Origin of the sequence: Bradyrhizobium sp. PMVTL-01 (genome assembly GCF_051861855.1) — a bacterium.
Classification (GTDB): Bacteria; Pseudomonadota; Alphaproteobacteria; order Rhizobiales; family Xanthobacteraceae; genus Bradyrhizobium.
In genome coordinates, this window is sequence record NZ_CP193982.1 from 5990656 (window position 1) to 6013113 (window position 22458).

The window sequence follows — 22458 nt, forward strand, 5'->3', positions numbered from 1 at the left end:
GAACGCCTTCCTAACAAGATTTTGCGGCTCGCCTTTTTTAATCGAACGGGTCACGCATGACATGCGAAAATGTACTGTTGCGAGTTGCGGACGATCTGATTTCCGCTGCGGACGCACGGGAGCCTCCTGTCGCGAGCAAGCGATGGCCCAGCGCCCCTTCGAAGATCTTTGATTGTCTGACCTTGGCATTTCTTGCCACGGTCGTGTTTGTCGCGTGCTTTACGGTCAAGGATTACGCCATCTCGAATGATGAGGGCGTGCAGCACCACTACGGGGAACTGATCATCGCGTATTATCAAAGCGGATTCCGGGTGCGCGATGTGTTCACCTTCGAAAACCTGTATCTCTACGGAGGCCTGTTCGACGTCGTCGCAATCTGGCTCGGCCACGTCGTCGCCCTCGACGTCTACGAAGTGCGCCATATCCTCTGCGCCATGACAGGTGTCGCTGGCATTGCCGTCAGTGGCGCCACGGCGCGTTCAATCGCCGGACCGCGCGCCGGCCTAATTGCCACCGCCGCGCTTACACTCTGTGGAGCGTGGTATGGCGCCATGTTCAATCACACAAAGGACATCCCGTTTGCCGCCGCCATGGCCGGGGCGACACTGTTCCTACTCCGCTTGGCTCGCCAATTGCCGTCGCCTCGCACCTTCGATGTTGTTGTCTTCGGCTGTTTTGCCGGCGTAGCGCTCGGGCTGCGGAGCTATGGCTTGCTGCTGTTTGTCTATCTCGGGCTTGCAATTCTGATCTATCTGCCCCGGGCGGAAAGCGGCAGGGCGCGCCTGTCCTTTGCGGGCAGATCCCTGTTGAAGATGTCCCCCGCCGCGGTAGTCGCCTATCCGTTGATGATGCTGGCCTGGCCTTGGGCTGCGCTGTCGCCCCTCAATCCGATCCGTGGCCTGTTTGCCTTCTCGGAATTTCAGTATGCGATCCGCACGATGTTTGTCGGGCGCGTCTACGAGATGGCCAACGTGCCGCGCGTCTATGTTCCCGGTTATCTCCTCATTCGCATACCGCTGATCACTCAGGCGGGTGCTGCGCTGGCGATGACTTCCCTCGTTTGGAACCCCGTTAAGCAGGGCGTAGTGCGGCGTCGGGAAGTTGCACTGCTATCGATTATGGTCCTGCTGCCGTTGGCCTGCCAGGCGCTCATTCATGGCCCTGCGTTCAGTGGCATGCGCCATTTCCTATTCGTGCTTCCTCCGCTCGCGATGCTCGCCGGCGTGGGCCTCAGCCATCTCCTCGATGCGCTCGCTTTACCTGGGCGCCGGCTGGCCTCAGTGGCGCTTGCGGTGGTATGCGCGTCCTTTCTGTCGGAGGGGATCACGCTGGTAAGGCTTCACCCCTACGAGAACCTGTCCTACAACGCCTTGGTCGGAGGCCTTCCGGGAGCTTTCCGCCGCTACGATCTGGACTACTGGTTCAACAGCATGCCAGAGGCGATCAGTAAGCTCGAGGCGTTCGTCAGGGACAAGGTCCCCGTCGATCGAACCAAACCGGCGGTCTATTCCGTCGCCGTTTGCGGAGAACGTCCGGCCTTTGATCATTCGGTCACGCTTCCGGAGTTGCGCTGGGACTTCCGGTCGGAATGGGACGAGTCGGAGTTCTTCATCGCTCCCACGCAGATGAACTGCGATCGCGACCTCGACGGAGAGATCGTTGGCCGTGTGGAAAGGCTAGGCGTCCCCATCGCTTATGTGAAGGATCGTCGAGCGATTGTGAAACGGCCGCCCGCAGATTCGCCGCCGCCGGTTGCCCGGCAGGAGCCCGCCGGAAAAAATATCGCGCAAGCCGTTCCGTTTGATTAACGCTCCTCGCCCGCCAAAAACTGCGGAATACTTCGCTGAGACTGCGCGGCTCGAGCGGACTGACTATGATCGGACCCAGAAGATGCCGTTCAGGACCCGTCTGTCCTTTGCCCGAGGAGCGCCAGGCGGCTTGTTCGGCAGCATCGGCTTGATGGCGCTCATGGTCGGCGAGTTCGTAGCGCACGATTCGAGCCCCAGTTCGGAGTTTGAATCACGGCAGTCTGGCCAAAGGCAACGCTCCTGGCCCGCTCTTGGTACGGCGCTTACGGACAGGAGCGAACATCAACCAGTCCTCAATCTCTGCCAAATGCGTCGCAAATGACCCTGGCTGCGTGAAAACAACGAGTCAGATAGAGATCGTCTGTGGGTTTTTCGGAGACGGTCGATGCGACGGTTCATTGAAGGCGCGGATCGCAATCAATCGACGTTGTTGCCGGAATGCCTCGATGATTGGGTCGCTGAGAGCAATCCTGTTCGTGTTGTCGATGCGTTTGTCGAAGCACTTGATCTTGACGAGATGGGTTTTGAGGACATCGAACCGTTGCCGACAGGGCGACCCGGCTATCATCCAGCGGTGCTGCTCAAGCTGTACATCTACGGCTATCTCAACCGCATCCAGTCGAGCCGCCGGCTGGAGCGCGAGGCAAGACGCAATCTCGAGGTGATCTGGCTGTTACAACGGCTTTCGCCGGACGACAAGACGATCGCCGACTTTCGTCGCGACAACGGCCTCGGTATCAGGAAGGTGTGCGCGAAGTTCGTTGAGCTTTGCCGGCGCATGGGATTGCTGACGCAGGCGAGCGTCGCCATCGACGGTTCGAAGTTCAAGGCGGTCAACACGCGTGACAAGAACTTCACAAAGGGCAAGGTCGAGCGCCGTCGCCAGCAACTGGAGGAGAGCGTCTCGCGTTATCTCGCACAGCTCGACACGGCAGATCTGCAGGAGCCATCTGAGACTCTCGCTGCGAAGACAGCGCATCTAAAGGAAAAGCTCACCAAGCTCAAGAGCGAGATGCACAAGCTCGAAGCCTACGAAGAGGCGATGCTGGCATCACCAGATCAACAGATCTCGCTGACCGATCCCGACAGTCGGTCCATGGCAACGAGTGGCCGTGGCTCGGGCGTCGTTGGCTACAATGTGCAGGTTGCCGTAGATACCGAGCATCATCTCATCATCGCGCACGAAGTAACGAATAGCGGCTCGGATCGCGCTCAACTGGCAAATATGGGCAAACAGGCCAAGGCCGTGCTCGGCGTGGACAAACTCGAGGCGGTGGCCGATCGCGGCTATTACGCAGGCGAGGAGATCAAGGCTTGCGCCGACGCTGATATCCTAGTGACTCTACCGAAGCCAAACACGACCGGCATGGAGGCGAAGGGCAAGTTTGGAAAGCACGACTTCGCATATCTGGCCAAGCAGGATGTGTATCGCTGCCCGGCTGGCGAGTTGCTGGCATATTGGCTTACAACAGTGGATGGCGAACGCACCATTCGGCGCTACGTCACGAAAGCCTGTGGCAGTTGCCTACTGAAGGCGCGCTGCACCACGGCCAAAAACCGCGTCATCTCTCGTTGGGAGCATGAGCACGTCATGGAGGATGTCCAGAAGCGGCTCGACGCTGATCCTCGGGCGATGCGTCGCCGCCGCGAGACGGTCGAGCACCCGTTCGGCACACTGAAGATGCGCATGGGCGCGACGCACTTCCTGACAAAGCGCTTGCCGAAGGTCGCCACTGAGATGGCGCTGCACGTGCTCGCCTACAATCTCACGCGCGTGATGAACATCATGGGTGCTGGTGCGCTGATCGCGGCGATTCAGGCCTGAGCCAGGATCGCTGTCGCGCGCGTGCCACCAACCTCATCATCGATCAAAGCGGCTCGGGAAAGCCATTGGGCCGCCTTCCGGGGCCTCATTATGCCATTTCGGCGCCAATCCGGGCCCCATGGGGCTGTTCAAAGCGCCGCCCCGCATTGAAACGTTTTCACGCGGCCAAGACCCTGAGCGGTCATCGGAACGCTTGGTTTGAGATAGCGTCCACGGTCAAACTCTCTTTAATGTTCGCCTTAGTTCAATATGCTCCCACCCACCTGGAGCATTGAGCCGACGACATGAGGCGGCGCGATTTCATCACAACGATGGCCATCGAACGGCCGCTTGGCCGCTATCCATTCGGGCGGGCCAGCCAGCGCAAGGTCCTCTGATCGGGGTGTTGTTCGCCGATAAGGCCGAAGGTCTTTTTCCTAAGTTGTTTATGTCCGCGTTCCCGAAGTTGTTGCAGGACAAGCGTGGCTCGGCGTCCGGCACCAAGATGGAAATCCAATATTGTTTTTCGGGTGGCGATACCGATCCAACGCGGGCCAGCGCGCGAGAGCTGATTGGGATGCGGCCGGCTGTCATTGTAGCAATTTCGAATACAGCAATGGCAGCGTTGCATCATGAGGCTACGAGTATTCCAGTCGTATTCATCAATGTCAGCGATCCTGTTGGAGTGGGATATGTAGATAGTTTGGCGCGCCCCGGCCGCAGTGTCACTGGCCTTACGCCGTTTGAACCGTCGCTAGGCAGCAAGTGGCTGTCCTTTTTGAAGCAACTCGCGCGCCATCAATTCAAGACGCGGGCGTCATCTTTAATCCTGAGCCGGGTAATAACTCTGGGTCGTTCTTGCGGGCCATCGAAAACGCTGCACCATCCCTGGCCGTCAAGACAATCGTCACGCCGCAGACAAACAGCGCGGACATTGAGCGCACCATTGTCGGTCTAGGAAACACGTCAGGGAAGAGCGGTTTGGTGTTTCTCCCAGACGCCCTCACTTACGCACGCCGAAATCAAATCGTTCAGCTCATAGCTCAGCAGCATATCCCGACCATCTATCCCTGGCGCGACTTTGTCCTCGCTGGTGGTCTCATGTCTTACGGCCCGCATGAGGCGTATGCAGATGAAATGTTTCGACAGGCTGCGAACTACGTCAATCGCATCCTCAACGGTGAGAGGCCGGCCGAAATGCCGGTGCAGGCGCCCACAAAACTGGTACTAAGTATCAACGCGAGGACGGCGAAAGCGCTCGGTCTCGAAATCCCAGCAAGCCTGATGGCGCTCGCTGACGAGATGATTGAATAAATCCATTTCGGGCGGTGGGTCGCTACGGGCCCATCGGCGAAGTTGCGACGCGCCTGACGGAGGTCAGCTCATGGCCGGCAGAGCGGACCAGATTTGCTCAACCCGAGTTCTTCGCGTTTTGGACCCATCGCGGTCCTTCGACAGAGCAGTCATGGAGGCCCGTTTTGTGGTACTTTTGGTTCCGCGCCCGGAACTGTCTGTTTTAACTCTCATTTGTCGCGCAATCATTTTTCCATTTTGAACCTCTCACCGATTTTAAATATCCAGGTGTGTTTCAACTGCTGCACCTCCCTCAGTTCCGCGCGAGAGAGCGACGTCATGTCGCGGAAGTGTTGGATGTCTCTGCGCGTAGGATTCACACCGATCGGCCATCGTCTGAAGAGTTCTTTCCAGAAGGGGAGGCATCGATGAAAGTGCTGAAAGCTGTAATCGTCGTCTTCGCACTGATTTCAGGCAATACGTCGGTCCGCGCCGACGTCGTCACGGACTGGAACGTCACGGCCATCAACGTCATGAAGGCGGTCAATGTGGCAGGCAATCCGTGGACGCGCAGCATGGCACTGGTCAATGTGTCCATGTCCGACGCGATCAACTCGGTGCAAAATCGGTATTCCCGCTACTCGACGGCCGAGCTGACGATTGATCCGAACGCCTCCGCGGAGGCAGCCGCAGCAGCGGCGGCGCGGGAAATTCTGATGCGTCAATATCCGGGACAGAAAGCGCAGATCGATGCAGCCTTCGCCGAGACGATGCGAACCATTCCGGACAACCCCGCACGGGCTGCAGGTATTGCTCTAGGCGAAAAGGCTGCCGCCGCGATTTTCACCGAACGGCAGAGCGATGCAACGAATGCGCCCGACACCTACCGCCCGCTCACGACGCCTGGCGTGTGGGTGCCGACCACGCCGCCGCTCTTCCCACAATATGCCACGGCCAAGCCGTGGGGCATGGAGAGCGCGAGTCAGTTTCGCCCGGGTCCACCACCGGCTCTTAGCAGTGCGCTCTACGCGCGCGATTACAACGAAACCAAAGAAATGGGCGGAGTGAAAAGTACCAAGCGTACTGATGCGCAGTCCGACGCCGTGCGTTTCTGGACACAGGCCAACCTTGGACCCGCATGGTTCCAGGCGGCTTCGCAGGTTTCTGATCGTCGAGGCCTTTCTTTAGCCGAAAGCGCCCGGGTGTTTGCGCTGATGTCGATGGCGCTGGCAAACTGCTTCGTCGTCGATTGGGACGCCAAATTCCAATACAACTTCTGGCGGCCGATCACCGCGATCCGCAATGGCGACCAGGACGGCAACGACGCGACCGAACGCGATGCAGGCTGGCAGCCTCTGAATACGACGCCGATGCACCCGGAATACCCGTCGCAGGCAGGGATCAACGCGGGTGCGGCACGCGGCGTTCTGGAAGCTGTTTTCGGCAGCGCGCCGGAAGGCTTTGTGGTGACCGATATTTCGGACGCGCGCCTGTCACGCCGCTTCGCCAGCTTTGCGGAGATGGCCGAAGAGCACAAGGAGGTACGCATCTGGGGCGGCATTCATTTCCGCAACTCGCTGGAGGTCGGAGCGGAAATGGGTAGCAAAATTGCCGACCATCTCGTCGCAAATTATGTGAAGCCGGCGCGATAGAACGATGTTCGGTGCCGTCGCAAGGTTGGTGGTAATCGGCGGCGCGTTGCTGCTCGCTGGCTCGCTTGACATAGACGCCGCAGAGGTCGAGGACGATCTCCCCAATCTTGCTGACCAAATCGAGCGAATGGCTTCCGAAGTCGCAATTGAGTTACAGCAAGTCTGTCCGCCTGCTTCACCCTCCGACCAGGTCGCCTTCGACCGATGTCGAAGCAGTCTGTTCGGTGACTCGATGCTAAGGCGCAACCTTGCGCCGAGGCTTCTGTGGGGTCGTCGGAATCAGGACGCTGCGGCATCACTCAAGGAGACCAATTTGACGCAGTTTGCGCCCGACGTGATCGCGGGACTCTATCTCTCGCTCTTTATGTACAGCGGCGAGTATAGCACCGAGTATGTCGAGCGAGAACGATTGTATCTGATCCGGCTCGGAGCGGGGTTCCGTAACCTGTTGCCGCCAGGAGATTTTCCGTATCCGTTCTGGCATGAAGAGGCGAAGTGGGGCGTTTACCAAGCCACCAATTCGGTCCTGCTCTGGGTCAATCCAAAGACAGCGAAGATCGTTATCGGCCAATTCACTGAGCGGGGCAAAGACAGCCCTCTTGTCTCCACCCAACCAATACAGCCTAAATTTGACGGCAACTGGACGTGGATCGACAAGGAGGGACATATTCAGCCGCGCGTGACGCTCTTTGACGGCTTGTTCCGGCAAGACAATCCTTATCTGCCAGAACTTGACTCCAGATACAGGACGCTGGCGCTGCGGATGCGCGACGCGCAGTGCAATAACTGTCACATGCCGAACAATCCCTGGAAAATGCGCCGGTTGGTGCTGATGCACACGCCAGCCCATGCGGCAGGCGAAATCACCAGGCTCATGGCGGCGGTGCGCGAGGACCGCATGCCTCTCGACGAGAGTGGTGTCGAGGATCCGCTCGAACCTACGCTCAAGCGTGCGCTGCTGGAAAGCGGAGGCGCCTTCGAAGAGTCGGTGAAGGCTGCAAAGGATTGGGAAGCGGCGCACCCGCATTAACGACGTCGATGGTCTGTATGGGCTTCGGAATCCGGGCTGTACTCAGCGGAAACCAGTCGAATCTGTTCGAGGCGCGCGGTGATCCGGACGATCTTGCTGTTTACCGCGGACGAGGTTTATCGAATAGGCGAGGCCAGCCCACGTACTGGTCATGTCGGTCGAGGGTCCGCTCAACCTGAGTTCTTCGCATTTTGCCCCGAAGGCGACATGCGCGCCCTTTCGGAGCGCTTGGTCGTGCGGACATGCGGTAGAGCCTGCAAAGATAATGGATACTCGAGATCACCTTAAAAACGGGCGGCTTTCCTAGTCGCCTGGCGAGCACTCAGGGCAGGTGTCGCCAACTGACTCCAGCACTTCGCGCAATTCTGCGACAGCTGCGTCTGGAGATACTCCGGGAGAAGGTTCGTGCCTGGCCAATTCGAGAGCACCCCGCGGGCGTGCGGGTCGGCCCGGTCCTTCGCCCAGCCATGCTCCTCTCATTCGTGGATAGCGCCCGCCTCCTGAAGCACGCTAGTTGCCCAGCCTCTCAGTGTTCGTATTGCACTCCATCTTTGCGTGGTCATCAGCATCGCGTTGGCTCCTACCAGAGCGAATCCTTACGGACCCGTGCTCGTTCCGCGGGGCATGGATTCGCAATCGGCAGAGCTAGCGATTGAGCCCGCTTCGGCCCATCGGTAAGTCGTGCCATCGACCCAGATAGATGGTCGGCACGCCAACGCCACTCGCGGCTGAAGCCGCCAACGTTCTGTTATCGCGCATCACGCGGTTCAAGGCCGTCCGCACCGTCTCATCGCCGGCCAGCGTGATTCCGCCCGTGACGTCCTTTTCTCCCGATTGATATTTCTTTGGCGTGAGCCCGAACAGCGCGCCTGCTGCCTTTGACTTTACAATGCGATGAGGATCATCAAGCGCCGATTTGTAGGTGATGGCCACCAGGGGGCCAACGCCTGGTACTGTCATAAGCCGGCGGCAGACTGCATCATCACGCACAATTGCCAGCACAGCCTTGTGTAGTCTTCCGTATTCTGCCTTCAGGGCCGATCGTGCCGAAAGCATCGCACCAGCAATGCGCTCCAATGTCGCCTGGCCTGCAACCAACTCTCGAATCCGCGCTTCAAAATTCCTTCGCGTCACCGGGCCAACCTTCAGACCGAAGTCGCGCAAAATCCCTCGGATACTTAATTCTACATCGATCAGCCGCCCGAGAAGCTGTTTGCGTGCGATCAGGAGTGCCCGGATCTCTTGCGCATCAACCGACTTTGCGTGTACCTGCCGAAACCATCCCATCCGGATCAACTGGGCGATCCCGCGGGCATCCTTGCGATCCGTCTTGACCGTCATTGCAGATAATGCGGCCTTCACGTGCCGCGTTTCCAGCAGAACTGTTTCAAATCCTGCACCTTTCAGGCCTGCATGCAGCCATTGCGACAGCGGCCCAGCCTCCAGCCCGATCCGCTTCACTGCAAAGCCGAGCGTCTCAAAAAAGTCAACTAAGGCGTCGGGTTCGCTTGCGACCTTCGCTTCCTTCAGGATCTTACCCTGGGCGTCCACAACACACACGCTCGACAGTTCCAATGACACGTCGATTCCGGCATAATTCTCCACGGCTGTCCTCCGTCTCCAGATGCTTGGGGCCGACTCAAGTCGTGACCCCGTTTCATCATCTATCGGGGGACAGCCACCATCATGACCCCTTGCTCCGGAGCCGGGCCCATTACCGCATCTAGTAGTCAGCGGGGTTCATTATCATCGGGCTTGTCGTATCGGCCGGCGCGAGCGCGCTGATGGCGCTGTCGCGCAGGAAGTGGTCAAGCGTCGCCTGGATATGCTCCTTGACCGAGTCGGGCCCGCGATCGCTCATATCGGTGTGCCGCGCCCCGGTATTGACGATGTCGATGCCGCGCGCCTTGGCCTCTTCCGGAGTCGGCAGTACTCCCGGGTCGGTCAGAAAATGCGGATCTTTCGAGCGGAACGACAGGATCTTCATGTGGTCGCTCCGGACGAAGGGCACCCTGAGATTGTCGAGCGTGATGACCTTCGACACGAGCTCGGGATGCTGCCGGGCAACGTACATGGAGACGTCGCCGCCATTGGAGTGGCCGACCAGCGTGATGTGGTCGTAGTCGGCATTCTGCTGCCGGCCCTTCAAGGTGTTCAGCACGAAGAGAATGTTGGCTTCGCAGCGCATATAGACCTCGCGGCGGCCGACATATTGCTGGCCGACATGGGTCATAAGGGGCGGATCGCTCGGCAGGTCCTGCTGGATGCTGGCGACGAGATAGCCCCGCGCGGCAAGCACGTTGGCGAGGAAGGAGTACTCGGTGGCTTTGACCGTGTTGCCGTTGCTGATGATGGCGATCGGAAGCTTCCAGAGACCGAGATTTGCCTTGGTCTCGTAGTCGCGCCGGACGGCGATGTCGACTGAGATCGGCCGCTGCCGTGAGGCGTCAAACAAGGACAGCGTCTCGTGGCGGATCGCGAATTTGGCGACGATCATGTACTGGCCTGCCGCGAGGATGCACAGCAAAGCCACAACGGCAAAAACCCTCTTCATGGTTTCGTCTCAATCAATTTTGACTGAACATGGCTACGGGAAACGCCCAGATCGAGCGATCGTGAGCAGGTTACGGGATTAAATTTAGGCAACTCTGTGAGGCTGGCCCCAAGGGCCGCATCGCAGCAACGGCTTGATGGCGGTCCATTCATGGTCGGCGAGTTCGTAGCGCATGATTCGAGCCCCCAAGTTCGGAAATTTGGATCACGGCAGTCCGGCCAAACGCAACGCTCCTTGCGCGCTCTTGGTACGGCGCTTGCGGAGCGGACATCAACCAGCCCTAAATCTCTGCCAAATGCGTCGAAGATGACCCACAAGAGACATGCGGGGTTGCGAATTGCTGTGGTGCAGACGACTGCCGCTCGTATTGCGGGCGCGGGGGTACTGTCCGTATTTAACCCACTGTCCTAAGTTGAATTTGGGGTGTCCTAATTCGTTTGTTTACCATTTTGGGGTGCGCTGGTCGCCCCTGCCCTCCGGCGCGCGTATACTATTGGAATGAGCAGGAAGCCCGCGACCACGGGCGGCGTTCATATCGTTGCCGTGACCCACAAGGGAAAGCTGGAGTACTGGGCAGCTGCCACTCGCAGATGGGAGGCCGTTGAAGTGGTGCGGAAGCAAGTGCCAGCGGGCGCAACGGCAAAGTTGTCCAAGCGCTTTTTGACGCGAGAGCGGATTGCAAAATTACGACTGCGCCCCAATCACGCTTGCCGGTTGAAGGATTTCTAGGAGGGCGCCTCAGTTGGCCCGAGGAACTATCAGCCTAGCAGCGCATCTTCATAATGCCCCCAGCCGAAAGGCGGCCCCCCACTGCTGGAGGAAAACCCCATCAGCGGGTTGGCGGCCCCCAGTTGGGGCCGTTTACAATTCAAAGATAAGGCCGCCATTTTCTTTGGTGGCTCAGGCTGGCGGCCTCTTTCGTTCACAACGCGTGTCCGCTGGTGCCGCCTCCTTGGGGAGCGAGCAACAGGACCTCACTGCCCGAAGTAGGCAGCGGCACCCTCGCGAAACACTCACCGCTTTTGGGTATTCACGTCCGCCTTGGTCTTCTTCACTGTGTCACTGACACGCTCGGTGCGCTCCGTCGCTTCCTTACGGACGACGAGTTCCTCGCCAGCCTTGACCGTCTTCTGCGCGATCGGTTCCTCGTGGACTTCGCGAACTTCAACCTCGCGCTCGCCTGGCATGGCTTGCGGGCTGCCGGTGGCAGGCCGCCTTTCGACGACGGTGCGCTCGTCGCGGAGCCGAACGTCCTTCTGAACAGGCTCCTCGACGACGTAAGTTCGAATCCGCTGGACGCGCTCCGTGGCGCGCTTGCCAACCTTCAGTTCCTCTTCCGGCAAAGGTATCACCTGCTCGCCCTGCGCTGCTCTTGAGCTCGTCGGCGCTGCGGCTCCGATGGCACCAGCATTTGAGCGACTCATCGTCCCGGAGCCGCCTGGGGCAGCCGCAGCTCGGGCATCCGCATCGTTCATTTCGAGCGGGTGGTACTTGTCCAAGATGATCTCGATCTCATCGAGCCTTGCAACCGAAGGCGAGTCCACCAGCACCGATAGCACCGCGCCTCCACCGGCCATCCGCTCGTCATAGCTGCGTCGATCGTCTTCCGGCATCCCGCTCCCGAACAGCCAATCCCAGATACTCCCTCCATCCGCGGTCGTGTGCGCGCGGTCCTTGCTGTTCAGCCTCACGCGTTCAGCAGGAACTCCAGCGCTGACTATTTCGCTGTATGCTTGTTCGGCTTCTCCGCGTGATTTGTAGACTGCTACGACGTGGCCTTGCATGTATATGTCCTCCATTGATGTGCTCGACCAACGCGAGCCCCATGCGGTAGTTCTCGACGCGACAGAATTGTTTTTGACGGCGGGGTTGGAAGCCGCCCGTTACAGCTTGCGCGGGCGCTACAAAGGGAACTGGGGAGCGCTAAGTTGCCTATTGACGGAACGAGAGCCTCGAACAGTCGCCAAGAAATTGAGATAGCGCTGCCTCTTTCACATTAGAGCCAATGTCGCTCCCATTGCGGGCTTTTCCGCGCTACCCGCCGACCGTGAGGTTTAGACCCTAAGCTGATCTCGGCGGTGCTCGGCTGCGGATCATTCTAAGCAGACCTAGAGTGCGCTAGTTCCAAGGCTCGTCCGAGTTGGCCAATTCGGGAGAGGACCAAAAACAAAGGGCACCGCTGCAGGGCGGAAGCGGTGGCGCGCCGTGGGGTTGTCGAGAAAGTTTGGAACATGCCCTCGAATACTGGTTTGAGGCTCTGGGTGCTTCTGCCTGCTCTAGGGACTTCCGCGATGGCGCTCCAGATTAGCCTCGGGAATGGACTTTTAGCGGCTTTGCCCCCAGCGGATCTCAACCTGCTTGAGCCTCACTTCAGAAGATATCGTTCGAGTCTCACGCTGTGTTGGTGCGAACCGGTGATGAGCTCAAACAGGTCTATTTTCCTATTAGCGGGATCTTAGCGTTCCTGGTTGAGATGTCGGACGGACACATCGTGGCGTCAACTCTCATGGGCTCGGAAGGCGCGGTCGGGGCTCTCTCTGTTCTTATCCCTCGCACTCGCCCGTCACAGCAACTGCCTATGTGGCCGGTGCTGCGCTCCAGGTTCCTGTTTTACGATTGCAACAAGCTTTTGAGCAAAGCGGCGCCATTAAGCGTGTTCTGCGCCTCCATCTCCGCACTCAATTGCTGCAGCTTCAGAATGTGGCTGCCTGCAACGCTGTGCACTCGGCGGAGTGCCGTATGGCTCGATGGTTGCTCGAGATTCATGATCGTGTCGCGAACGGGGAGATTCGATTGACGCAAGAGGCGCTCGCACAACTTATCGGGGTGCGGCGAACGACCGTTACTCTAACGATGCGTAAACTTCGGGAAATCGGCTGCATCATATCGGAGCGACGCGGCGTATTGGAGGTCCACCGAACGCGGCTCGACGCCTCCGCAATACTACCCTTTCTCATGAGATCGAGAAAAGGCTTGAACGTTTCCCTGTCGCGAGGGCTTAGTCATTCGGACGCGGGCGACTGCTTGCACCGGTCCCACTCGTGCTTCTCGCGTTAGATAGCTCGTCGATGGGATGGCGCCGCTTCTGGCCCATCGCGACATATTGCGCTGCCGCCCGAAGTCGGTCGCTATAGGGGCAAAGCAGACATCGCTTTGGTCGCCTCGCGCCGCGGGGTTTATGGGTAGCTAGTGATGCGATAAACTCGTGCGTTGCCCTCAACACCACGCAACGGCGCGTCGAACTCTTGGACATTCCGGCCTGTCAACAATTCGCGAACGCCGGGAGCCGTGTAGAGCGCTTCAGTGAGACAGATTTCCCCGGCGTCCGCAAATGACTGCACCCGTGCGGCTATATTCACAGTTTGGCCGAAGTAGTCGAGATTTTCATTGAGGGTCACCGCGATGGAGGGCCCGCAGTGAGCGCCCATCTTGAGGATAATGGCAGGCTGATCCCGCTCGAAGTTGAATTGGCCGATCCGCCGGAGCATTTCGAGCGCCGCTGCGACCGCGTCAACGGGCCGGGAGAACGCTGCCATGACGGCATCACCAATGGTCTTCACAATTGCACCGGCATTCTGTTGAGCGACTGCGTCCAGCAGCGCAAAATGTTCTCTGACCAACGCATAGGCATTGAGATCTCCCAGATGCTCGTAAAGGGCGGTCGACCCCTTCAAATCGGTGAAGAGGAGGGTCACCTGGCGGACGCCGAGGCCTTCCTGCTCGTCGACACGCTCGGAGCGGAACAGCTTGCGGAAAGTCTGCCGCGTCAGCAGCATGCCGCCGGACACGTAGGGATCGAACTCGAGTGTCGGCTTCTCCGGCATCGCTACGATCTCGGGCGGCCAATTAATCAGGAGCACTGAGCCGCGCTTTGCGCCAGTATTGCTGATCTCAAAGACGGTCGGCCCCGACGGCACGGTCGACATTGCGGATGTAAATCGCTGCCCATCATAAGTGATGCGAAGGATTCCCGGCGTGCGGGGCGCGGGGCCTGAGGAGTCCGCCACGGGAAGCGTGAAGCCAGCCTGCGTCTGAACGTTGACGCCCGAGAGCGCGCCGGGCTTGATGTCGGCCTGCAGGGGCGTGGTCACGCCTGGCGGCAGATATGTCATGCCGCATACAAGCGTGCGCAGAACATCGACAAACCTGGCCCCGCCCGGCAGCCGCCCGCTGTCGGCAAACTTCAGCTTCCAATGCAGGTCTTGGATTGAGAGGCTGTCAACGTCGTGCAATGCGAGACGACGTACCTGCGGCGAGACTGAGAAAGAAGCCTGGATAAAGTCATCGAGATCCGTCTCACCGTCGATATCGCATAGCCCGCAGACGAAATGGCTCCGGAGTGCGCGCAGTTTGCCGAAGCTTTCTAGGACCAGGCCGGAATGGGGGCACAGAATGTCCCAATGCAGGTCGACCAGTCCGGCGCGGGCAGCGTGGAGAAACAAATCGATGGCTTCCGGTTCGGCCACGCCGCGATCTCGAGCGAATGCCAAAGGATTGGCGCGGAAGATACTGACCTCGTCGCCGCTGCGGATCAGGGTTTCGAACTTCGAAATGACCCGAGGGCTCCAGGCCCTGGCCTGCTCGATCTGGATCATTTTGCTTTCGAGAAGCCGTTCGTCAATCGACGTCATCGACAGCTCCTGACGGTGTCAATAATAGCAAAAGTAGCACATTCGAAGGTGCACGGGTCATTCGGTCCCCGATCCAAACATAACGCACTGCAGCACGTCGCAGTAAACCGATGTGGCGCCATTGGGAGAAACCTCCTAGCTGAGATTCGAATGGCTACCGAGCCACCCGCGTCGCCGCGCCTAGTTGCTTGGCCGAACGCGCAAGCGGGTCCGGCAGTGGCTGGGTCAACGATCAGCCCACACGACCGGGCGGCCGAACGTCTGACGCGGTGTATCCGTTACTCTGCTACGGGCTTCAGCCATGCGCCGGATCGGGTCCCTCCGAAATACGCACAAGGCGAATCCCCATCCGGTCGCCTTCGGTCCGCAGACGCTGCATGTCATCTAGTTCAGCTGGACGTATCGCCTCTTATTAATCCAAGGACTCCTCTCGCGTAAGCAACATTGACAGCGACCGAATTGTCGGTGCGGCAAGCAGCACAATGGGTGACATGACGGCCCAGGAGACGAGCCAAGAGGCCAGCCAATTCGACAAGAATTGCCCGGTTGCCATCGCGGGAAAGCTGGCGATGCCGGCGGCAATCAGGGAGGTCAATCCCGACTGGATGACGCCGAAGACGAAGTGACTGTAGCGGCGCGGAATTGCGAACATAGAGCCCTCAAAATCGATCAAGCGGCCGCTATGCTACTCGTGCGTATCACCATTTCAATGCGTGTGGATGCTCAAAGGGAAGCCCTGCGTGCCTATTCTGCCGCCATCGGCATCATTTCCTGTTGCTCATGGAGGACTACACCCGCGAGGGGATCGAACTCACCTTTCCATGGTGCACTCTCAAGCACAGCCTTGGTATGGGCGTAGCCCGCATCCCACCGTCGCATGATTCCTTTCGGGCTGAAATCGATATCCTTGGTATGGGTCTCGCGATCGAGCTGAGGCGCAAGAAGACGAACGACATGCATGCGGGTCCGGCACCCATAACCGGTCAGCTCGCGGACGGCAGGATCGGCACGCTCGCTCTCAGGCAGGCGAGCGGCGAGCTCATTGATAATGTGGCGCAACCGATGCGCCTGCTGTTGCCGTGCGATCTGACTTGCAATTCGGCTCGAATACTGCACGTCCTTATGCCGGTTGAAGACCTCTGCCATGGTCGTGGGCTCGTGACCCATTGGATTCCACAGATGAACTGCAAAGATCAGCGAATCGTTGCGCGGGTTATCGTCAAAGACCGCTTCCGTGGGCGTGTTCGAGAGAATGCCTCCGTCCCAATACAGTTCGCCGTCAATCCGTATCGCGGGGAACGCCGGCGGCAGCGCGCCCGACGCCATGATGTGCTTCACCGTCAGCTCGCCGTCGCGGGTATCGAAGTAGCGCATCTGACTGGTCCGAACGTGAGCCGCGCCAACGGTCAGCCGCGGCTTGCAGCGATTCACCAGGTCGAAGTCCACAAGCTCGCTCAGTGTCTTCTCAAGTGGAGTCGTCGAATAGAACCCCGCGTGATCGGCGCCGAGCGGATAAGAATCCCCGGCGTGAGCCAGTGGATTGGGCCGAAAAAAGCCCGGAATTCCGTTGGTAACCGTCGCCCAGTACGAAAGCTTGTCATCGAAATCTGGAAAGGCCGTGCGCAGATTCCAGATCGGATTCTGCTCCATGCGCTTCCAGAAGGCCTTGAGCCTCGCCAATCTGTTCTGAGGCTCATTGCCCGCGATCAGGCTGGCGTTGATCGCCCCAATCGAGGTCCCGATGATCCAATCAGGCTCGATGCCCGCCTCGTGGATCGCCTGGTAGACCCCGGCCTGATACGAGCCGAGCGCTCCCCCGCCCTGCAGCACAAGCACGACTTGGCCGGGCAAATCCCGGACCTTGGCGGCCTCGACCGCATTTCCCTGCATCGCATTCATCTTTCGCTCGCCTGAACGCTTGCTCTCGTCATTCTTCGCAGAGCCGCGGAGTTTGTTACGGTTGCTCATCTCAGTGAGCAGTCCAACCGCCATCGACCGGGAGGGCAATGCCCGTGATCGAAGCCGCCGCATCGGTCGATAGAAAGACCGCCAACGAGCCGATCTCCTCCACCGTGGCGAAGCGCTTGTTGGGCTGCTGGGCGAGAAGTACATCGCGAATGACTTGATCCCGTGAAATGCCGTGAGCCTTGGCTTGACCGTCGATTTGCGCCTCCACGAGGGGCGTATAGACATAGCCTGGGCAGATCGCGTTGCAGGTGATGCCCTCTTCCGCGGTCTCGAGAGCCGTCGCCTTGGTCAGGCCGACGATCCCATGTTTGGCGGCGACATAGGCCGCCTTGAAGGGGGATGCGACCAGCGCGTGGGCAGACGCAATGTTGATGACTCTGCCGAACCCATTCATCCGCATTGCGGGCAGCGCAAGGCGGGTCGTATGAAAGGCGGAAGACAGGTTGATAGCGAGGATTTGATCCCACTTTTCGACCGGAAACTGCTCCAGCGGCGCGACATGCTGGATGCCAGCGTTGTTGACGAGGATATCCAGCCGGCCGGACTGGGCCACCGTCGCCGCAATCATTTCAGCGATCGATTTCGGCTTGCTCATGTCGGCGGGCGAATAGCTCGCCCCTACCCCGAAATCCGCAACGATCTGCTCGCGCGTCCGTCCAATCTCCTCCGGAGCTCCAAGACCGTTGAGCACCACGTCGGCACCGGCAGCCGCTAAAGCTCGCGCAATCCCGAGCCCAATGCCGCTGGTCGAGCCGGTAACCAGCGCTACCTTGCCGACCAGCGTCCGCGCGGCGGTTTGATCCTGCAACTTGATGGGAATGTTCATAATCCGAGCCTCTCTTCGAGCGATGGCGGGTCTGGTGGCCGGACCTGGCCTTTGCGAACTTTGAGAGGTTTTCCCAGTCTCCGGAAATGCCCTTTAGCTTCCGAAACCATGCACGCTCGCTATCGGGGTCGGGATGTCATTTCTGCCCTCGGTCGGCTAGAGTTCCCACCGATCTCGCTGGGGAGCCGATCCATGGAAATGCACCAGGTCAGATATTTTCTCGCGGTGGCGCAGCAGCTCAATTTCACGCGCGCAGCGGAGGAATGCAATGTGACGCAGCCATCGCTCACCCGGGCGATCAAGCAGCTCGAAGCCGAGCTGGGCGGCGACCTGTTCCGCCGCGAGCGGCCCGCAGCGCAACTGACGGAGCTCGGGCAGCGCATGCATCCACTGCTCAAGCAATGCTACGAGGCGGCGGCGGGCGCTCGTTCGTTGGCGTCTTCGTTCAAGAGCGGTGAAATCGGGGCGCTGCGCATCGCGTTAACGCATTCCATCGATCTTGCACTGCTCATTCCCCACCTGAGCCAGATCATGCGTCAGTTCAATCGCCTCGAATTCTGTTTCCTGCGCGGCACCGGTCGGGAAGTCGGCGAACTCCTCAAGAAAGGTGAAGCGGAGCTCGGGATTGCGTCCGAGATCGATGAAGCCTGGGACCGGCTCGACACCTGGCCACTGTTCACGGAGAGATTCGAACTCGTCGTCAGCAAGGACCATCGGTTCGCCGAGCGCGCTGAGATCGAGTTCGATGATCTGCGTACGGAGCAGCTCTTGAGCCGAAGTTATTGCGAGCATTCCAAACGCATTGCGGCCTCACTGCGCGAGCACGGCATCAACGTCAACCACAGCCACGAAATCTCCAGTGAGCGCGATTTGATCGAGCTGGTCGAAGCGGATATTGGTGTCGCCTTGGTCCCGCACACGTCTCCTCTCCCGACCAATCTCAAGCGCGCGGGCGTGGTGGGATTGGACGCCCGCCGCACGGTCAATCTCTATGGCGTCGCGGGACGCCAGCGCACCGCGGTAGCCTCCGCCGTCATGCGGATGCTAAGAGGGGCCGATTGGCGAGAGATCGCGGGGTAGCTGGCCCAGCTTCTTTTCCCGCAGTCACGCGAGTAGGACGTGTGCTCATTGAGGCAATTTCGGCTGCTGGCGGCGAAGCGGAATCATCTGTTCGGGATGAGTTCTACTGGTTTCGATCCACAACGGGCCAAAGTTTGACAACGGCCCAGCTAGATCCACGGCTCTGACAGATGTTCCGCCCTAAGCGCCCGCAAAACCGCAGGGCGTTCGGCAATCCTGTTGGCGTAGCGTCCAAAGTGAGGCCAGCTCGCACCCGGCCGCGCCATGCCTCGAGACCACCTGCAGAGAACAAAGGCATAGGCATCCAGTATCGAATAGTCCTCCCCGAGCAGCCAAGGTCTCGCATCAATAGCCAACTCAGCATCAATGATGTCGAACAACTCTACAACACGCGCCTCAGCGCCAGAACGCAGCTTGATCTGCGCAGCTTCGTCAGCCGTCCACTTGCTCGGGTGTAGGTAATTTGACAATGCGGGGTGCAGGCTCGTGGCCAACCACATGAGCGACTTATAGAAATGGGCTCTGCCATCCGTTCCGACCTCAGGTGCCAATCTTGATCCCGGATGTTTGTCTGCAAGATATAGCGAGATCGCGGCGGCCTCGTAGAGGATCAAATCACGTTCTTTGAGAACCGGAATTAGCCATTTGGATTGAGCTTCAAATACGCTTCGCGCTTGTGGATGCTTGCATATCGATCGACGAAGACCAGCCGATGCTCGATGCCAATTTCGTGGAGCAGGATATGGGGAAGAAGGCTGATATAGCTGGGGTAGTAGTAGTAAAGCTCGATCATAATGCTGGCTCGGTGCAGGGACTCAATGGGGTCCTAGAAAAGTCAAATAATGCGCCACACAGGCGTCGCCGCGGCAACGTCCCTTAGCTCCGAGAAGCGGTTGGGAGCTGTTCGTCATTGCGCCGGAGTAGTGGGCCCGATGATGTCAAGCCTCCCGAGTGAACGCCACGCCGCCGAGCTCATGCTTCTGTTCGTGGTCGACGCCTGGCCGCCACATCATGCTGTCAGAGGGAGCGGTGGGCCTATCTAGATGCGCGTGGTTCGTCGGACGACGGCCACTTTGCGTGTAACGGCTTCACCGCATCCACCGTCCCGGCGACGGGACTTCGGGCACCGGGCTTCAGTTCATCCCGGTTGCGTTCTCGATCTCCTCCACGTCTTCTATGCTGCGATTGAGCCCGCTTCGGCCCATCGGTAAGTCGTGCCATCGACCCAGATCCGATGCAGGATCACTGCGAGCTTGCGTGCCAAGGCGACCTTTGCGCGCTTCGAGCCCCTCCGCTTGGCGACGTCCATCCCCCAGCGTTTGAGTTTTGAGAACCGCGTGATGCGCGATAACAGAACGTTGGCGGCTTCATACAAGGCCGTCCGCACCGTCTCATCGCCGGCCAGCGTGATTCCGCCCGTGACGTCCTTTTCTCCCGATTGATATTTCTTTGGCGTGAGCCCGAACAGCGCGCCTGCTGCCTTTGACTTTACAATGCGATGAGGATCATCAAGCGCCGATTTGTAGGTGATGGCCACCAGGGGGCCAACGCCTGGTACTGTCATAAGCCGGCGGCAGACTGCATCATCACGCACAATTGCCAGCACAGCCTTGTGTAGTCTTCCGTATTCTGCCTTCAGGGCCGATCGTGCCGAAAGCATCGCACCAGCAATGCGCTCCAATGTCGCCTGGCCTGCAACCAACTCTCGAATCCGCGCTTCAAAATTCCTTCGCGTCACCGGGCCAACCTTCAGACCGAAGTCGCGCAAAATCCCTCGGATACTTAATTCTACATCGATCAGCCGCCCGAGAAGCTGTTTGCGTGCGATCAGGAGTGCCCGGATCTCTTGCGCATCAACCGACTTTGCGTGTACCTGCCGAAACCATCCCATCCGGATCAACTGGGCGATCCCGCGGGCATCCTTGCGATCCGTCTTGACCGTCATTGCAGATAATGCGGCCTTCACGTGCCGCGTTTCCAGCAGAACTGTTTCAAATCCTGCACCTTTCAGGCCTGCATGCAGCCATTGCGACAGCGGCCCAGCCTCCAGCCCGATCCGCTTCACTGCAAAGCCGAGCGTCTCAAAAAAGTCAACTAAGGCGTCGGGTTCGCTTGCGACCTTCGCTTCCTTCAGGATCTTACCCTGGGCGTCCACAACACACACGCTCGACAGTTCCAATGACACGTCGATTCCGGCATAATTCTCCACGGCTGTCCTCCGTCTCCAGATGCTTGGGGCCGACTCAAGTCGTGACCCCGTTTCATCATCTATCGGGGGACAGCCACCATCATGACCCCTTGCTCCGGAGCCGGGCCCATTACCGCATCTAGTCGAAGATCAATGCTCGCGGCTCGCGCTCTCCAAGGCCTTGAGCAGGTCGTCGATTTCCATTCGCTTGCGGAAATCGGGATCTACGAAGCGAGCCTTCACGACGCCATCTCGTCCGACGACGAAAACTGCCGGGATCGGCAGCATCCAGCCGTCATTGCCGTGAAACCGCGCCATATCCTGATAGGACAGCAGTCCCTGGATCTCCGTACCCAGCCAGATCGCCAGATTGAGGGAGAGCGCATAACCGTTGTCGAGATCGGTTAATACTGGGAAGGGCGCCGCGGAGTCGGCCTTGAATTGCTCGGTATATTCCTGCGTCTCCGGCATGATGGCAACGATCTGCGCGCCCATAGCCTCGATACGATCCTGCGCCTGGATGACCGCTCGGACGTTCAGCCGGCAATAAGGGCACCAATGACCTCGAAAGAACATGACCGCTACGGGGCCGCGCGCGATCAGCGAATCCAGCGCAACTAGGCGTCCTTTCTCGTCGGGCAACACGAAGGCCGGCATCACCTCGCCCGGGCGAGGCGCGTTCTCTCCGCCACCATTCTCGGCTAGTCGCGCGACGAGACGGTCGACCGCCTCGCCATAGGCGGGAAAGATCTCCCGGCCAGCTTTCGCGTAAGCCCGAAGCTGCTCATTCAGCGTCCCCTCCATGTCACGGCAGCGCTGGAAGGCGAGCTTGAGCCGTTCTGCGTCGGCTGGGGAAAGGGATGTCATTTTCCGCTCCGGCAAGAGTGAGGTCTATTATTGGGCACTTCGTTCGCCTCGCAAGGGGCGCCCGTCCATCGAATGCCCGATCCCTGTCAAACGGAAATGCCGATCCCCAATCGGTTCGATAGCCGCCGCCTATCGCGCGCCGCGATAGCGCCGAGCTATCAGCTCCAGAGCCAGACGGCATTTCACCTCTTTGAGGGGCCCGTCCATCCTCGTGTGGCCCAAAGTTTCCCATCCATGGAGGAAAACCCATGAAACGTCAGATCATCCTGCGTGTTGCGAATGTCGTCACCTCCCTTCTGCTATGCTGCCTCGTCCTTGCCGCTGCGACTTCGCTCGCGCGGGCCGACAGCGACGACGGCATCGTCCGAGTGAAGAGCGCGGTGTCGATGCCCGAAGCGATCAGCCGCATAAAGGCGGACATTTCCACGAAGGGCATCAAATTCTTCCTTGAGGTCGATCAGTCGAAACTTGCCGCGGATGCCGGCATCAAGCTTCGGCCTTCGACATTGCTGATCTTCGGCAATCCTCCGCTTGGTACCCAGTTCATTACCGCCAATCCCAATGCCGGCCTCGATTGGCCTGTTCGCCTGCTCCTCACGCAGGATGAGAATGGCGACGTCTGGGCCGTGTGGACCGACTTCGACTGGATCGCCAGGCGGCACAACATCCACAATCGCGAGGCGCAGTTCAAAATGGCCACTATGGTCGTGAAGTCGATTACCTCGACGATCACAACGAAGTAGCCGCCGGTCGCTCC

At 59.3% G+C, this 22458-nt stretch carries 18 protein-coding genes and 4 pseudogenes; 9 read left to right on the forward strand and 13 right to left on the reverse strand.

The window, feature by feature from the left end; all coding sequences use genetic code 11:
- Positions 1–182 precede the first annotated feature (182 nt).
- Complete coding sequence (locus ACRQ5Q_RS29125; RefSeq protein WP_439393355.1) at positions 183–1808, forward strand: hypothetical protein; 1626 nt, start codon at positions 183–185, stop codon at positions 1806–1808.
- Between the two features lie 72 nt (positions 1809–1880).
- On the opposite strand, the pseudogene ACRQ5Q_RS29130 reads toward ACRQ5Q_RS29125, so the two are convergent.
- Positions 1881–1970 (reverse strand): annotated as a pseudogene (locus ACRQ5Q_RS29130) (IS5/IS1182 family transposase); the annotation flags it as partial.
- A gap of 223 nt (positions 1971–2193) precedes the next feature.
- Between ACRQ5Q_RS29130 and ACRQ5Q_RS29135 the strand changes: the two are divergent.
- The 5 genes and pseudogenes from ACRQ5Q_RS29135 (at position 2194) to ACRQ5Q_RS29155 (ending at position 7587) form a co-directional block, all read left to right on the forward strand.
- Positions 2194–3633 carry an IS1182 family transposase gene (locus ACRQ5Q_RS29135; RefSeq protein ID WP_439393357.1) on the forward strand — a complete coding sequence of 480 codons (1440 nt, stop codon included), beginning with the start codon at positions 2194–2196 and terminating at the stop codon, positions 3631–3633.
- 484 nt (positions 3634–4117) lie between these two features.
- Positions 4118–4291, forward strand: a pseudogene (locus tag ACRQ5Q_RS29140) (hypothetical protein); the annotation flags it as partial.
- 86 nt (positions 4292–4377) lie between these two features.
- Positions 4378–4926 carry an ABC transporter substrate binding protein gene (locus tag ACRQ5Q_RS29145; protein ID WP_439393359.1) on the forward strand — a complete coding sequence of 183 codons (549 nt, stop codon included), beginning with the start codon at positions 4378–4380 and terminating at the stop codon, positions 4924–4926.
- A gap of 407 nt (positions 4927–5333) precedes the next feature.
- The gene (locus ACRQ5Q_RS29150) at positions 5334–6557 is read left to right on the forward strand and encodes a vanadium-dependent haloperoxidase (RefSeq protein WP_439393361.1); all 1224 of its coding nucleotides are present in this window, start codon (positions 5334–5336) and stop codon (positions 6555–6557) included.
- A gap of 4 nt (positions 6558–6561) precedes the next feature.
- Complete coding sequence (locus tag ACRQ5Q_RS29155) at positions 6562–7587, forward strand: hypothetical protein (RefSeq protein ID WP_439393363.1); 1026 nt, start codon at positions 6562–6564, stop codon at positions 7585–7587.
- A gap of 303 nt (positions 7588–7890) precedes the next feature.
- Here ACRQ5Q_RS29155 and ACRQ5Q_RS29160 read toward each other — a convergent pair.
- The 4 genes and pseudogenes from ACRQ5Q_RS29160 to ACRQ5Q_RS29175 all read right to left on the reverse strand — a co-directional run bounded on the left by ACRQ5Q_RS29160 (position 7891) and on the right by ACRQ5Q_RS29175 (position 11925).
- Positions 7891–8156: pseudogene (locus ACRQ5Q_RS29160) on the reverse strand (hypothetical protein).
- A gap of 27 nt (positions 8157–8183) precedes the next feature.
- Positions 8184–9192, reverse strand: a pseudogene (locus ACRQ5Q_RS29165) (IS110 family transposase).
- Positions 9193–9310: 118 nt separating this feature from the next.
- Positions 9311–10141 carry an alpha/beta fold hydrolase gene (locus tag ACRQ5Q_RS29170; protein WP_439393364.1) on the reverse strand — a complete coding sequence of 277 codons (831 nt, stop codon included), beginning with the start codon at positions 10139–10141 and terminating at the stop codon, positions 9311–9313.
- Between the two features lie 1013 nt (positions 10142–11154).
- Positions 11155–11925, reverse strand: coding sequence for a YsnF/AvaK domain-containing protein (locus ACRQ5Q_RS29175; RefSeq protein WP_439393365.1), 771 nt, complete (start codon positions 11923–11925; stop codon positions 11155–11157).
- Between the two features lie 955 nt (positions 11926–12880).
- Between ACRQ5Q_RS29175 and ACRQ5Q_RS29180 the strand changes: the two genes are divergently transcribed.
- Positions 12881–13198 (forward strand): helix-turn-helix domain-containing protein, encoded by a 318-nt coding sequence (locus tag ACRQ5Q_RS29180; protein ID WP_439399895.1) that lies wholly within the window; start codon positions 12881–12883, stop codon positions 13196–13198.
- A gap of 119 nt (positions 13199–13317) precedes the next feature.
- On the opposite strand, the gene ACRQ5Q_RS29185 is transcribed toward ACRQ5Q_RS29180, so the two are convergent.
- The 4 genes from ACRQ5Q_RS29185 to ACRQ5Q_RS29200 all read right to left on the reverse strand — a co-directional run bounded on the left by ACRQ5Q_RS29185 (position 13318) and on the right by ACRQ5Q_RS29200 (position 17566).
- Positions 13318–14772: an adenylate/guanylate cyclase domain-containing protein gene (locus ACRQ5Q_RS29185; RefSeq protein ID WP_439393367.1), complete on the reverse strand. Its 1455-nt coding sequence runs from the start codon at positions 14770–14772 to the stop codon at positions 13318–13320.
- A 412-nt stretch (positions 14773–15184) separates the two neighbouring features.
- A complete protein-coding gene (locus ACRQ5Q_RS29190; RefSeq protein WP_439399896.1) occupies positions 15185–15424 on the reverse strand; it encodes a DUF2798 domain-containing protein in 240 nt (79 codons plus the stop codon).
- 92 nt (positions 15425–15516) lie between these two features.
- Positions 15517–16671 (reverse strand): patatin-like phospholipase family protein, encoded by a 1155-nt coding sequence (locus tag ACRQ5Q_RS29195; protein ID WP_439399897.1) that lies wholly within the window; start codon positions 16669–16671, stop codon positions 15517–15519.
- Between the two features lie 70 nt (positions 16672–16741).
- Positions 16742–17566, reverse strand: a complete 825-nt coding sequence (locus tag ACRQ5Q_RS29200) for a 3-hydroxybutyrate dehydrogenase (RefSeq protein WP_439393369.1) — start codon at positions 17564–17566, stop codon at positions 16742–16744.
- Between the two features lie 192 nt (positions 17567–17758).
- On the opposite strand from ACRQ5Q_RS29200, the gene ACRQ5Q_RS29205 reads away from it, so the two are divergent.
- Complete coding sequence (locus tag ACRQ5Q_RS29205; protein ID WP_439399898.1) at positions 17759–18646, forward strand: LysR family transcriptional regulator; 888 nt, start codon at positions 17759–17761, stop codon at positions 18644–18646.
- Between the two features lie 149 nt (positions 18647–18795).
- Here ACRQ5Q_RS29205 and ACRQ5Q_RS29210 read toward each other — a convergent pair whose 3' ends face one another.
- From ACRQ5Q_RS29210 to ACRQ5Q_RS29225, 4 genes are all read right to left on the reverse strand, one after another.
- Complete coding sequence (locus ACRQ5Q_RS29210) at positions 18796–19260, reverse strand: glutathione binding-like protein (RefSeq protein WP_439393371.1); 465 nt, start codon at positions 19258–19260, stop codon at positions 18796–18798.
- 23 nt (positions 19261–19283) lie between these two features.
- The gene (locus ACRQ5Q_RS29215; protein ID WP_439393372.1) at positions 19284–19439 is read right to left on the reverse strand and encodes a glutathione S-transferase family protein; all 156 of its coding nucleotides are present in this window, start codon (positions 19437–19439) and stop codon (positions 19284–19286) included.
- Between the two features lie 381 nt (positions 19440–19820).
- Positions 19821–20855 (reverse strand): IS110 family transposase, encoded by a 1035-nt coding sequence (locus tag ACRQ5Q_RS29220; protein ID WP_439393374.1) that lies wholly within the window; start codon positions 20853–20855, stop codon positions 19821–19823.
- A 129-nt stretch (positions 20856–20984) separates the two neighbouring features.
- Entirely contained in the window at positions 20985–21701 is a 717-nt protein-coding gene (locus ACRQ5Q_RS29225) for a peroxiredoxin-like family protein (protein ID WP_439399899.1), read from the reverse strand.
- Positions 21702–21949: 248 nt separating this feature from the next.
- On the opposite strand from ACRQ5Q_RS29225, the gene ACRQ5Q_RS29230 reads away from it, so the two are divergent.
- On the forward strand, positions 21950–22444 hold the full coding sequence (locus ACRQ5Q_RS29230) for a DUF302 domain-containing protein (protein ID WP_439393376.1): 495 nt from the start codon (positions 21950–21952) through the stop codon (positions 22442–22444).
- Positions 22445–22458: the final 14 nt, after the last annotated feature.